This window comes from Mesorhizobium sp. M0676, from assembly GCF_040320535.1.
Classification (GTDB): Bacteria; Pseudomonadota; Alphaproteobacteria; order Rhizobiales; family Rhizobiaceae; genus Mesorhizobium.
On sequence record NZ_JAMYPU010000004.1, the window covers coordinates 245163 to 257739 of the forward strand.

At 63.9% G+C, this 12577-nt stretch carries 11 protein-coding genes; 5 read left to right on the forward strand and 6 right to left on the reverse strand.

The features are described from left to right. Positions 1–40 precede the first annotated feature (40 nt). From NKI35_RS06525 to NKI35_RS06545, 5 genes are all read left to right on the forward strand, one after another. Positions 41–1066, forward strand: a complete 1026-nt coding sequence (locus NKI35_RS06525) for a sugar ABC transporter substrate-binding protein (protein ID WP_352739147.1) — start codon at positions 41–43, stop codon at positions 1064–1066. Positions 1067–1145: 79 nt separating this feature from the next. Continuing rightward, entirely contained in the window at positions 1146–3269 is a 2124-nt protein-coding gene (locus NKI35_RS06530) for an ABC transporter permease (RefSeq protein WP_352739149.1), read from the forward strand. Further along, entirely contained in the window at positions 3266–4315 is a 1050-nt protein-coding gene (locus tag NKI35_RS06535) for an SMP-30/gluconolactonase/LRE family protein (protein ID WP_352739151.1), read from the forward strand. Before NKI35_RS06530 ends, NKI35_RS06535 begins: the two co-directional genes overlap by 4 nt. Continuing rightward, positions 4315–5811 (forward strand): sugar ABC transporter ATP-binding protein, encoded by a 1497-nt coding sequence (locus NKI35_RS06540; RefSeq protein WP_352739153.1) that lies wholly within the window; start codon positions 4315–4317, stop codon positions 5809–5811. Before NKI35_RS06535 ends, NKI35_RS06540 begins: the two co-directional genes overlap by 1 nt. A gap of 248 nt (positions 5812–6059) precedes the next feature. Then, positions 6060–6467 carry a carboxymuconolactone decarboxylase family protein gene (locus NKI35_RS06545; protein ID WP_352739155.1) on the forward strand — a complete coding sequence of 136 codons (408 nt, stop codon included), beginning with the start codon at positions 6060–6062 and terminating at the stop codon, positions 6465–6467. 45 nt (positions 6468–6512) lie between these two features. Here NKI35_RS06545 and NKI35_RS06550 read toward each other — a convergent pair whose 3' ends face one another. The 6 genes from NKI35_RS06550 to NKI35_RS06575 form a co-directional block, all read right to left on the reverse strand. Beyond that, positions 6513–7400 carry an amidohydrolase family protein gene (locus NKI35_RS06550; RefSeq protein WP_352739157.1) on the reverse strand — a complete coding sequence of 296 codons (888 nt, stop codon included), beginning with the start codon at positions 7398–7400 and terminating at the stop codon, positions 6513–6515. Next, positions 7400–8536: a vWA domain-containing protein gene (locus NKI35_RS06555; protein WP_352739159.1), complete on the reverse strand. Its 1137-nt coding sequence runs from the start codon at positions 8534–8536 to the stop codon at positions 7400–7402. The genes NKI35_RS06550 and NKI35_RS06555 overlap by 1 nt, the downstream gene beginning before the upstream one ends. Positions 8537–8771: 235 nt before the next feature. Beyond that, positions 8772–9653 (reverse strand): AAA family ATPase, encoded by an 882-nt coding sequence (locus NKI35_RS06560; RefSeq protein ID WP_352739161.1) that lies wholly within the window; start codon positions 9651–9653, stop codon positions 8772–8774. 2 nt (positions 9654–9655) lie between these two features. Beyond that, complete coding sequence (locus tag NKI35_RS06565) at positions 9656–10660, reverse strand: xanthine dehydrogenase family protein molybdopterin-binding subunit (protein ID WP_023696212.1); 1005 nt, start codon at positions 10658–10660, stop codon at positions 9656–9658. Between the two features lies 1 nt (position 10661). Then, positions 10662–12029 (reverse strand): xanthine dehydrogenase family protein molybdopterin-binding subunit, encoded by a 1368-nt coding sequence (locus NKI35_RS06570; protein WP_352739163.1) that lies wholly within the window; start codon positions 12027–12029, stop codon positions 10662–10664. Between the two features lie 11 nt (positions 12030–12040). Next, entirely contained in the window at positions 12041–12523 is a 483-nt protein-coding gene (locus NKI35_RS06575) for a (2Fe-2S)-binding protein (RefSeq protein ID WP_023682241.1), read from the reverse strand. Between the last annotated feature and the right edge of the window lie 54 nt (positions 12524–12577).

A 12577-nucleotide genomic window follows, 5' to 3' on the forward strand; every position in this document is an offset into this window, starting at 1 on the left:
GCCGACCGGCCGGCAATAAGTGAAAAACAGAGGATGTGACATGAAACTGATCAGAACACTGATGGCGGCCGCCACGGCGCTTGCCGCTACCGCCTTCGTCGCGCCGACCTTCGCCGCCGACGATCCGGGCCCGGCCGCATACGCGCAGGCGCTCAAGGGCAAGCGCGTCATGCTGGTGCCGCTGGCGATGGGCTTCGACCTTGCGCAGGGCTGGTCGCACTATCTGAAGACGGAAGTCGAGGCCTGGGGCGGCACCTTCGAAACACGCGATCCGAACTGGGTCGTCGATGCCGGTGCACAGGCGATCACCGACGCGATCTCGTCCGACACAAGGCCGGACGTGCTGATCATCCATGCGCCGGATCTCAACTCCTATTCCAAGCTGATGAAGAAGGCGCAGGCTGCCGGAACCTACGTCATACTGGTCGACAATCCCGCCAACTTCCCGGCCGACGCCTTTGTCGGCAGTGACTGGGACCGGCTCGGCCAACTCGAGGCCGAAGCGGCGATCAAGGGCTGCGGCGAGAATTCGTCGAAGAAGATCGGCCTTGTGCAGGGTGATCAGGCCAACTCGTCCAGTCTCTACCAGTATGCCGGCATCATGAAGGTGCTGGAGAAGCACGCCGACTTCAAGGTCGTGGCCAAGCCCGACTCCAACTGGGATCCGACGACGTCGCGCAACGTGACGACGACAATGCTGCAGCAGAACCCCGACATCTGCTCGATCATCGACTTCTGGGATGGTGACGCCACCGGCGCATCCGCCGCCATCCGCGACGCCAAGCTCGACGGCAAGGTGTTTTTGGTCACCACCGGCGGGGGCGAGAAGGCGGCCGATTGCGACAAGCTGCAGGACGGCACCTATGGCGCCGTTGTCATGACAGACCTTGCCCGCCAGTCCGGCGACATGAACGCTATCATCAAGTTCCTGCTGCAGAGCGGCCAGCCGGCCGGCACGTCGCACACCTACATCTACACACTGGAGAAGGCTACGACCAAGGCCGACCTCAAGCCCGACAGCTGCTGGGACCTGAAGGCGCTGCAGGCCGAAGCGGCGGCGAAGTAAGCCGCGCTTTTTCGACTGAAATAAACGAGGTGGCTGGACAATCCGGTCACCTCGTTCCCTCATGGAATAGCAGCCGCCGATGTCCTTTCGCGAACGCCTCCAGTCCTGGCGCTACAATCTCGTGCCCGACCATCTGGTCGGCGAAATCCTGACAAAACGCTGGACCGACAACGCCATTCCGTTCCTGGCGCTGGTGGCGACGCTCAGCGTGTTCGGCTCGATCATTCCCGGCTTCTTCAAGCTGACCTCGCTACAGGAATCGACCCGCCAGCTCGGCGAGTTCTCGATGGTGGTCACCGGCATGACGGTGGTGATGCTGGGCGGCGGCATCGATCTGTCCGTCGGTTCGATCTTCGCGCTGTCCTGCTTCTCCGCCGTCTATGTCTTCTTCATTCTCGAACAGTCTATCTGGCTGGCGCTGGCGGCATCGCTCGCCACCGGCCTGATCTTCGGCGCCGTCAACGGCTACCTCGTCGGCTACCTCAGGCTGCGCGCCTTCCTCACCACCCTGGTGACGTTCATCTTCGGCCGGGCGCTGTTCGATATTCTCGTCACCACCTATGCCGCCGACGTGCAGCTTTCCCAGGCGACATCGGATGTGCTCGACTTCATCGGCGACAGCACCTTCTGGGGGCTTTCGGTCTCGGTGTGGCTGGCGATCATTCTTGCCATCGTCACCCATATCGCGCTGACGCGCTCACGGCCGGGCTGGCATGTGCTGGCGGTCGGCGGCTCCAGGCGCTCGGCGCATAATGCCGGCATTCGCGTGCGCCGCACCGTGTTCATGACCTATGTCTTTTCCGGCTTCTGCGCCTCGATCGGCGGCTTCCTGATCGCTTGCCGCCTGAGTGGGGCAGGGCCGGGCACCGGCCTCAACCTGGAGATCATGGCGCTGACGGCGGCGGTGGTCGGCGGCGTCAGCCTGGGTGGTGGCCGCGGCTCGGTCATCAAGGGGCTGATGGGCGCCATCATCGTCTTGACCATGACCAACGGGCTGATCCGGCTGGGCTATGGCACCGGCACCAACCAGATGGTGCTGGGCATCATGCTGGCGGTGGCGGTGACGATCGACATCCGCTGGCTGAAGAACCGCCACAAGGTGCTGAACGAGGTCTATGTCGCGCCGGTCTATCTCAAGATGGGCGAGACACAGTCTGCGGTGCCGGGCTCAGGCACGCCCTACGCGCTCGACAACCGGCTGTCGGCGGCCGACCATATCGGGCTCGGCGAGTTGGAAGGGCCGGAAGACGTCATCCTCGACCGCGACGACCATCTCTATTGCGGCACGCGCCATGGCGAGATCGTCCGCTTCTTCGCGCCGGACTATGTGAAATCGGAGGTGTTTGCCCACATCGGCGGCTTTCCGCTGGGCCTGGCCTTCGACAAATCGGGCAATCTGATCAGCTGCGTCGGCGCCATGGGGCTCTATTCCGTCTCGCCGGATCGGGAAGTGAAGCGCCTGTCGGCCGAGACGTCGCGTTCCTGGACCTCGATCGTCGACGATGCGCGGCTGCGCGACCCCAATGATTGCGACATCGCGCCGGACGGGCGCATCTATTTCACTGACTCCACCAAGCGCTATGACGCCCACGATTGGGCACTGGACTCGATCGAGAACCGCGCCACCGGCCGGCTGCTGGTCTATGACCCGAAGGACGGTTCGACGAAGACACTGCTCGACGGCTACCGCTACACCAACGGTGTGTGCATGGCGCATGACGGCAAGTCGCTGTTCTTCGCTGAGAGCTGGGCCTGCCGCGTGCATCGCTACTGGCTGGAAGGGCCGAAGGCGGGCGCCGCCGAATGCGTCATCCGCGACATGCCGGGCTATCCCGACAACATCAACCGCGCCTCCGACGGCAATTATTGGATGGCATGGCTCGGCATGCGCACGCCGAGCTTCGACCTGTCGCTGCGCCATCCCGATATGCGCAAGCGCATGACGCGCCGGCTGCCGCAGGACGAGTGGCTGTTCCCCAACATCAACACCGGCGGCGTGGTGAAATTCAACGACAAGGGCGGCATTATCGAGGCGATGGGCGACCTCACCGGCGGCGCGCATCCGATGGTCACCTCGATGCGCGAGCACAAGGGTTTCCTGTTCGTCGGCGGCATCCTTAACAACCGCATCGGCCGCTACAAGATTGGGGGCGCCGACCCGAACTGGACCAGTTCCGCTTCTTATTGGGGAGCGAAGCCATGATCCTCGATCCTGTGCTCGACCTGTTTCGTGGCAAGGCGGTGACCATCCCACCGCTCGACGGTGCCTTCCGTCCCAACACGCGGCTGGACGAGGCGCCAGTGTTCGCCGATTTGACGGAGCCCGACAATCTTCTGGTTGCCGATGGCCGGCTGCTCGCTTCCAGCGGCAACGCCATCTATTCGTTTGCCGCAGGAGCGGAGCCGAAGGTTGTCGAGACCTTTCCTTCCCCCATCACTGCGCTGGCTCTATCACTGTCGGGCGAACTGACGGTGGGGTTGGAAAGCGGCAAGCTGCTGGTTGCCGGCAAGGAGGTTTCGCTGCGGGCCGGCGTCAGCTGCATCACCGCGCTTGCCTATGCAGACGACGGCACGTTGTGGCTGGCCAATGGCTCGGCTGAGCACACGCCGTCGCAATGGGCCGCCGACCTGATGAAGAAGGGCGCGTCCGGTTCGCTTTGGAGGCGGGACGCGGCCGCCGCCGAGTTCCGCAAAGTGGCCGGCGATATCGCCTTTCCCTATGGGCTGCATCCCATTGGGCGGGATGTGCTGGTCAGCGAAAGCTGGCGTCACCAGCTCGTTCGCTTCGATGGTGCGACCGGTAGCCGCTCGACCGTGCTGACGCATCTGCCCGGCTATCCCGCGCGCCTTGCGCCGGCCGGCGATGGCGGCGCGTGGCTGGCCCTGTTCGCGCCGCGCAACCGGCTGATCGAATTCGTGCTGCAGGAAACGCATTACCGGCGCGACATGATCGACCAGGTGCCGCCGGCCTGCTGGATCGCGCCGGCGCTGGCCTCCAACCGCAGCTTCCTCGAACCGCTGCAATGCGGCGGCATCCGCACCATGGGCATCCACAAGCCCTGGTCGCCGAGCCGCTCCTATGGGCTGGTGGTGAAGCTCGACCGGACCATGCAGCCGCAATTCAGCCTGCACAGCCGCGCCGACGGCACGCGCCATGGCATCTGCAGCGTGGCGGAAACGGACGGCCGCCTGTTCATCGCCTCCAGGGGCGGCGATTGCGTGCTGGCCATCGACGCAGGAGGTCTCTGATGGAACCGATCGTGCGCCTGGAAAATGTCACCAAGAACTATCGCGGCGTGCCCGCGGTCAGACAAGTCAGCTTCGAACTGCGCAAGGGCGAAATCCACGCGCTGCTCGGCGAGAACGGCGCCGGCAAATCCACGCTGACCAAGATCATCGCCGGCGTCGTCGACGCCACCTCAGGCAAGATGTTCCACAAAGGCCGCGAGATCGCTTATGCGTCGCCGCATGCGGCGCTCGAGGCCGGCATCGCCATGGTGTTCCAGGAGACCAGCCTGGTGCCGTCGATGACGGTGGCGCAGAACCTCTATCTCGGCACCGAAAAGTTTCTCAACCGGCTGCGCGGCACCTACATTTCGGCGCAGCAGTTTTTGCAGTCGCTGAACTTTCCGGTCGACCCCAACGCCATGGTGGCGACGCTGGGCGCGGCCAAGCGTCAGATGGTCGAGATCGCGCGCGCCGTTCACCACAATGCCGAGATCATCATCTTCGACGAGCCGACGGCGACGCTGACGCCGGAGGAGAAGCGGCACTTCTTCGCGCTGATCCGGCGGCTGAAGGCGAACGGCGTCTCGATCGTCTTCATCAGCCATGCATTGGAAGAGGCGCTGATGATCGCCGACCGCATCACAATCCTGCGCGATGGCGAACTGGTGATCACCGACGACACATCGGCCTTCGACCGCGACAAGATCGTCGCCGCCATGGTCGGGCGTACGTTGTCGGGACAGATCTACCGCCAGCGCGACGAGGCCAGGCTGCGCAAGGCCGGCAAGAAGGTCCTGTCGGTGCAGGACATTTCGATGAGCAATGTCGTGCGCAACACCTCCTTCTCGATCTTCGAGGGACAGATCACCGGCGTGTTCGGGCTGATCGGCTCCGGCCGCACCGAGACCTTCAAGATCGTCTCCGGCATCTACAAGCGCGATTTTTTGCGCGGTGGCGCGATTGAACTCAACGACAGGCCGGTGCGCTATCTCGTGCCCAGTGAGGCGGTCGCCGACGGCATCGTCTATGTTACCGAGGACCGCAAGAGCGAGGGCATTTTCGAGACGATGGGCATCGCCGAGAACCTGTTCGGCGGGCTGCTGGCAGCGGGCCGCGAAAAGGCCTGGGTGATCAACCAGCAGGAGATGCGCACGCTTTCCGCTGAATGGACGAAGACGCTGAACATCAAGGCGATCAACGACAATGCCCGCGTGGTCGAGCTTTCCGGCGGCAACCAGCAAAAGGTGGTGATCGGCAAGGGGCTGGTGCAGCAGCCGCGTATCGTGATCTTCGACGAGCCGACGCGCGGCGTCGATGTCGGCGCCATCGCCGAGATCCACCAGATCATCAAGCGGCTGGCCGATGAGGGGCTGGCCGTGGTGGTGATCTCGTCCTACCTGCCGGAAATCATGAACCTGTCGGATCGGATTCTGGTGTGCCGACAGGGGCGCATCGTCGAGGAGTTCTCGCCGGCGGAGGCGACGGAGGAGAAGATCATGTATGCGGCAGTGCACTAGGTTGCCGGTCGGTGTTTGACGGTGCGCATACGTCACCAATTGGCCAAGGCCTCAGCGCCTTCGTCATGCTCGGGTCTCCGCGACGGCGCTTCGCGCCTGCTTCGCCCCTGAATGACGAAGCTGAGATGCTTCGGCCAATCGCCATGGTTCTGTCAGCATCAAAAACTGAATCGGAATAGCCGGTTAGCCGCCCTTGCTCGAGACCTGATTCAACCACCTGATCCACCGATTCAACGAAAGGAAACGCCATGGCCGCCACAAAACTCCTCAGCGATGCCGAGGTCGAAAAAATCCCGGTTGCGAAGGCTGTGTTCGACGACATCCGCGCGACGCGCAAGTCGGACTTCGTCAACAATTTCTGGCGCGGGCTGGCCAACGATCCGGCCTTGCTGAAACGGACATGGGACCAGGTGAAAGTGGTGATGGCTACGGAAAGCGCCATCGACCCGCTGACCAAGGAGATGATCTACATCGCTGTCTCCACCGCCAATGGCTGTTCCTATTGCGTCCATTCGCATACGGCAGCTGCCCGCGCCAAAGGCTTGACCGATGCGCAGCATGGCGAGCTGGCGTCGATCATCGGGCTGGCCGGGCAGACCAACCATCTGGTGACTGCGATGCAGATTCCGGTCGATCCTGAGTTTGAAGTGAGGTGAGGGGCGGATTTCCCTTCTCCCCTGTGGGAGAGGGGAAGCAGTGCGCTATGCCGGTCTGTAAACCTTCTCGGCCGTGTTCCAGAAGATATCCGCCTCGGCGGCTGCGCCATGCTTGCCTACCGCGGCGCGGTGCGCCTTGATCAGTTCGGCATGGGTCGTCCAGAGTTTTTCGATCGGGAAGTTGGAGCCGAACATCAGGTGGTCAGCGCCCAGAATGTCGATGGCATTGTCGACGATGTAGGCGATCAACGCCGGATCGTTGCGGTGGGCGAAGGTGCCGAGGCCCGATAGCTTGGCGTAGAAGTTCGGCGCTGTTGATAGCGTACTCAGGCCGGCTTTCCAGGCCTCGTTGGTTTCCGGCTCCATGCCGGTCAGCATGCCGGCATGGGTGAGGATGAAGTTGATCTGCGGGTTCTCGCCGACCAGCGTCAGCCCGTCCTTCATCTGGGCAGGGAAAAGCTGCAGGTCGAAGGACAGGCCATAGTCTTTAAGCCGCGCGACATTGGCCCGCACCTTGGGGTCGATGACCTGATCGGCCGAGGCAGCGAAGCGGAAGGCCGGCGTCTCGTGCCAATGCAGCTGCATGCGCACGCCGCGCAGCAGCGGGTACTTTTTCAATCGATCGATCTGGGGCCGGACATCGTCGACAGTCATATCGGTATAGCCGACGATAGCGTGCGGCCAGCCGGTCTCGTCGGCAGTCTTCTGCAGGAAGGCGACTTCTTTTTCGAAATCCTCCTTGGCCCAGTTGGTCTGGACATAGACGGCCTTCTCGACACCTGCGCCTTGCTGATCGGCGAGAAATTCCTCGATCGGATAGTCGCGGCGGATCGGTTCGTAGGGTCCGAAAATGCGCGGCACCATCGGCCCGACCAGCCATGGCTGGTCCTGCTGGCGCCAGATGTGGAAATGCGCGTCGATGGCTTTCTGCATCACAATACCCTTTTCCAGATTGCCGACGCCGCCGGGGCGGGGCGGGCGAGCGACAGGATGAAATCGGTGAGGCTCCCGAGCGACGAGCCGTCGATGAGATCGTCGAGATCAGGCAGGATGGCGCGGAGTGCTGCCGTGGCGGGAAGGAAACGCGGGTCACCGGCCAGCGGTGTGGCCAGCGACAGGCGAAAGGCGCGGGCGCTCAGCCGGCGCATTGCGGTCTCGAGATCGGCATGGTCGCCGCGCTCCAGCGCGTCCGACAGGATGATCACAGCGGCACCGCGGGCGAAAGCTGAGAAACGCGGCACCGAGAGGAAGGCGAGCAAGGTCGGTCCCATGCGCGTGCCGCCGTCCCAGTCGTCGACGAGTGCCGCCGCGCGGGCGAGAGCCTGGTCGCGATCGCGGATACGCAGTGCGGATGTGATGCGGGTGAGCCGCGTGCCGAAGGTGAAGATTTCGGCACGGTCAGCACCTTGTACGGCGGCGTGCGCCAGTTTGAGATAATCCGATGTATGCAGCTTCATCGAGCCGGAAACATCGATCAGGATCAGCAGCTTGCGCGGCACCGTCTGGCGGCGGCGCAGCTGCGGCGAGGGGATGTCGCCATCGGCGCTGACGATTTCGCGCAGCGAGCGGCGTAGATCGAGCTTGCCGCGCGAATGGGAGCGCACGGTGCGGAAGGAGCGGCGCGCGGGCAGGGTTGAAGCGAGCTTGCGGCGGAAGGGCCCAAGGCCATCGTCGTCGCGGAGGAAGTCGCGGCTGCTGAGCTGTTCGATTGCCGACGACAGCTCGCCGCCTTTCTCCTGGCGCGTGGTCTGTTTCTCCTCCTGGCGCGTGCCGTGATCGTCCTTGATGCGGGTTTCCTCGTCTTCCTCGCCTTCGATCGAGGGTTGGCCATCGCCATGGAAGTGATTGCGAAAATGCGCCTCGAATTCGCCGCGGCGATCGGGCGGGGGGGCAAGCGTTGCGATCGCCGCCTCGCGGATGTCGGCCATTGAGCGGGGGCCGAGCAGGGTGACCGCCTGCATGAAGCTGGAGACCTGCTCGGGGGCAACGGCAAAGGCGTGGTGGCGCAGCAGCCGGGCGAAGTGGAGGAAGGGCGCGGAGGCGAGAGGAAGGGTTCCCTGACGCATCATTCCTTCGCGCCCCCCTCTGTCCTGCCGGACATCTCCCCCACAAGGGGGGAGATCAGCAGCTTTGGCGCTTCGGTTCTTTCTGCGCCGCTGGAGATTGGCGAAAGCCAGGATGACGGCTGATCTCCCCCCTTGTGGGGGAGATGTCCGGCAGGACAAAGGGGGGCGCTGTCCCGCCAGCGTTGCAGAGTGCCCAGGTGAGGCCACCTCGCTGTGAACGAGCTGTTGACCTCACACGTCACCCCAGCGCCTCCTCGACAATCCGGCCAAGCTCGGGTGCGATATAAGACAAATCCTCCTCGTCCTTGATAAGCACACCGATGGCGCGGCGGAAGGCTTGCGGCCATGGGCTGCCGCCTTTCTCCAGTATGGTGGCGGCGTTGGCCCATTCTACGGCCTCGGAGATGCCGGGCGGCTTGGCCAGCGGGCGGACGCGGATCTCCTGCACAGCGGCCGCCACGGCGCGGGCGGTGGTCTCGGCGACATCGCCGGCGCGCAGCATGACGATGGCGGCTTCGCGCTCGGCGTCGGGATAGCCGATCCAGTGATAGACGCAGCGGCGCCGGAGCGCTTCGGCGAGTTCGCGGGTGCGGTTCGACGTCAGGATGACGATCGGCTGCGCTTCGGCGCGGATGGTGCCGCGTTCGGGAATGCTGATCTGGAAGTCGGAGAGGAATTCCAGAAGTAGCGCTTCGAATTCGTGGTCGGAGCGGTCGATCTCGTCGACCAGCAGCACGCGCTGCTCCGGCGCCCGCAGCACCTGCAGCAATGGCCGCGCGATCAGAAAGCGGTCGTCATAGATGTCGATCTCGTGCTCGCCGGCATGGCGGATGGCGAGCAACTGGCGCTGGTAGTTCCATTCATAGAGCGCGTGTGCTGCGTCGATTCCCTCATAGCATTGCAGCCGCACCAGATCGCGGCCCAGCAGCTGCGCGATCGCCTTGGCCGCTTCGGTCTTGCCGACGCCGGGCGCGCCTTCGAGCAGCAACGGCTTGCCCAGCCGTATGGCCAGGAAGATCGCCGTCGCCAGGCTGTCGTCGGCGAGATAGCGCGATCCAGCGAGGTGGCGTGCCACCGCCTCCGGTGAGGTCGCGACAGTCTCGGCGTTCACCTCTGGCATCCTCAGTTCGCCGCTTGCGCTTTCAGCGCGCGCAAGATGCGTTCCGGCGTGATCGGCAGCGTGTCGATGCGCACGCCGACGGCGTCGAAGACGGCATTGGCAACCGCGGGGATCTGCGGGTTCGCGCACATTTCGCCTGGCCCTTTGGCGCCATAAGGCCCGTCGGCCGAAGGCCGCTCCAGCACGATGATCTCGGTTTGGGCGAGATCGCCCGGTCCCGGCATCAGATACTGGTTGAAGTCGGTGCCGCCATGGTCGCGGTTGGGATAATAGGGCTCGGTCGTTTCGTAGAGCGCGTGGCTGATGCCCATCCAGGAACCGCCGACCAGTTGCTGCTCGACCATTTTCGGGTTCAGCGCGCGGCCGATCTCGAAGACGTTCTTGACGGTCAGCACCGTAACCTCGCCCGTCTCGTCATCGACCTCGACTTCGGCCACCGTGCAGGCATGGGCGTAACAGGTCGACGGCTTCATCGCGCCGGTCTCTTTCTCCGGATAGGAGCGCGGGATCAGGAACATGCCGCGCCCGGATATCGAGCGGCCACGCTTGAAATGAGCCGACAGCGCGACATCGAAGATCGAGATCGACTTTTGCGGCGCGCCCTTGACCAGAATGTTGCCCTCGCCATCAGTTTCGAGATCGGAGGCGTTCACCTCCAGCTCTTCCGCCGCCACTTCCAGCATCACCTGGCGCGCTTCCTTGGCCGCCTGGATGACGGCGTTGCCGGCGCGGTGAGTGCCGCGCGAGGCGAAGGTGCCCATGCAGTGCGGACCGGTGTCGGTGTCGGCGGTGTCGATGGTAACCCGGTCCGTCGGCACGCCGATGGTCTCGGCGCAGATCTGCGCCATGATCTGCTTCAAGCCCTGACCGAGATCGACGCTGGAAAGCGTCACCATGAAATTGCCGGTCGGCGTCGAATGCACCAGCGCCTGCGTCGGGTCGCCGCCAAGGTTCATGCCCGTCGGATAGTTGATCGCGGCGACGCCGCGTCCGCGCCTTAGCGCCATCTCAAGCTCCCTTCTTGTAGGAGGACATCGCCATATACTTCTCCGCCACAGGCCAGTTGGAGGCGCGCGACGCCTCCTGCATGCACTCGATCAGCGCCGCTCCTTCGGTCGGCTGGCGATGCGCCTTCATGTCGCCATCGCGATAGGCGTTGATGAAGCGGAATTCGAGCGGGTCCATGCCGATCAGCCGCGCCAGCTTGTCCATCTGCACCTCAAGCGCGAAGTCGCCGATGGTGACGCCGAAGCCGCGCATGGCGGAGGAGGGTGTGCGGTTGGTGTAGACGCAGTAGGTGTCGATCCAGACATTGGGAATGGTGTAGGGGCCGGGATAGTGCGCCGCTCCCTTCTGCGCGCCATAAGGCGAATGGCGCGAATAGGCGCCGGCATCGGTATAGCCGGTCACCTTGCGCGCAACGATACGGCCATCGTTCATCACGCCGTCCTTGATGATTATCTTTTCGGCGGCGCGCGGCGAGGAGATCTGCATCTCCTCTTCGCGGCTGTAGATGAAGGAGACGGGACGTCCTGTGAGCTTGGCGCCAAGAATGGCGATCGGCTCGACGATGACGTCGACCTTGCCCCCAAAGCCGCCGCCGACAGTGCCGCCGACGAAATGCAGTTTCGAGCCTGGCATCTGCAGGATGATCGAGGCGTTGTCGAGGGTGAAGAACATCGCCTGGGTGTTGGTGTAGCAGGTGAAGCGGTCATTGCCTTCCGGCACCACGACGCAACCCGTGGTCTCGGTCGGCGCATGCTCGATCGGCGAGGATTGATAACTCTGTTCCAGGATGTGGTCGGCGCCGGCGAAGCCCGCCTCGGCATCGCCGAAGCGCACCTTGCGGCATTCGCCGCTGTCGTAGAGGTAATAATTCTGGCCGTGATATTCGTTGACCAAAGGCGCGCCGGGCTTCAGCGCTTCCTCCATGTCGAAGACGGCCGGCAGCACCTCGTAGTCGACCTTGACCTTGGCTGCCGCTTCCTGAGCCGCGCGCTCGGTCTCGGCCAGCACCGCCACCACCGCCTCGCCCTTCCAGCGTACCTTGCCGTCGGCCAGCACCGTCTCGTCTTCCGGTCCGACCTGGATCAGGATCAGGATGGTGTAGACATTGTGCGGCACATCCTTGGCGGTGAGGATTTTCACCACGCCGGGATGCTTCTCCGCTTCGGAAGTGTCGATCGAACGGATGCGGGCATGGTGGTGCGGACTGCGCACCATTTTCAGGTGAAGCATATTCGGGAAGTTGCGGTCGGCGAAATAGGCGGTCTTGCCCGTCACATGGCCCGGCGAATCCAGCCGCGGCCGCCCATGGCCGATCTCGTGCAGGCCGTCCTTGCGCTGATCGGCGAAATAGTTTTTGCGCAGTTCCATTCTTTTGGTCCTTAGGCCGCGTTCTGCGAATTGGCTCGGGCCGCGGTCAGCACCGCCTGGATGATCGGCTCGTAGCCGGTGCAGCGGCAGATGTTGCCGGACAGCGCCTCGATCACATCCTCGCGGCTCGGATTGGGCGTGTGGTCGAGCAGCACCTTGGCGGCCATGATCATGCCCGGCGTGCAGAAGCCGCATTGCGTGGCGAAGGCGTCGAGGAAGGCACGCTGCAGCGGATGCAGGACGCCGGCCTCAGCGAGGCCCGATGTGGTGCGGATGTCGGCGCCGCTGCAGGTCTCGGCCACGGTCAGGCAAGAGAGCCGGAGTTCGCCGTCGATGATCACCGAGCAGGCGCCGCAGGTGCCCTGGTGGCAGCCGCCCTTGGGCGAGGTGTCGCCGATCTTGTCGCGCAGCGCGTGCAGCAGCGTCGTGCCGCTGTCGACAAATTCGGCCTTCTCCGAGCCGTTGAGCGTGAACTGAACCGGAACCTTTGCCATGTTTTCCTCCCAGCGCGCCTGCCCGATTGATCGGACAGACGCGCGCCCCCCAAG

Bases quoted from the DNA above. Each gene is read 5' to 3' on its own strand.
- NKI35_RS06525 (WP_352739147.1), top strand. From the start codon at position 41: ATGAAACTGATCAGAACACTGATGGCGGCCGCCACGGCGCTTGCCGCT.
- NKI35_RS06530 (WP_352739149.1), top strand. From the start codon at position 1,146: ATGTCCTTTCGCGAACGCCTCCAGTCCTGGCGCTACAATCTCGTGCCC.
- NKI35_RS06535 (WP_352739151.1), top strand. From the start codon at position 3,266: ATGATCCTCGATCCTGTGCTCGACCTGTTTCGTGGCAAGGCGGTGACC.
- NKI35_RS06540 (WP_352739153.1), top strand. From the start codon at position 4,315: ATGGAACCGATCGTGCGCCTGGAAAATGTCACCAAGAACTATCGCGGC.
- NKI35_RS06545 (WP_352739155.1), top strand. From the start codon at position 6,060: ATGGCCGCCACAAAACTCCTCAGCGATGCCGAGGTCGAAAAAATCCCG.
- NKI35_RS06550 (WP_352739157.1), bottom strand. From the start codon at position 7,400: ATGCAGAAAGCCATCGACGCGCATTTCCACATCTGGCGCCAGCAGGAC.
- NKI35_RS06555 (WP_352739159.1), bottom strand. From the start codon at position 8,536: ATGATGCGTCAGGGAACCCTTCCTCTCGCCTCCGCGCCCTTCCTCCAC.
- NKI35_RS06560 (WP_352739161.1), bottom strand. From the start codon at position 9,653: ATGCCAGAGGTGAACGCCGAGACTGTCGCGACCTCACCGGAGGCGGTG.
- NKI35_RS06565 (WP_023696212.1), bottom strand. From the start codon at position 10,660: ATGGCGCTAAGGCGCGGACGCGGCGTCGCCGCGATCAACTATCCGACG.
- NKI35_RS06570 (WP_352739163.1), bottom strand. From the start codon at position 12,029: ATGGAACTGCGCAAAAACTATTTCGCCGATCAGCGCAAGGACGGCCTG.
- NKI35_RS06575 (WP_023682241.1), bottom strand. From the start codon at position 12,523: ATGGCAAAGGTTCCGGTTCAGTTCACGCTCAACGGCTCGGAGAAGGCC.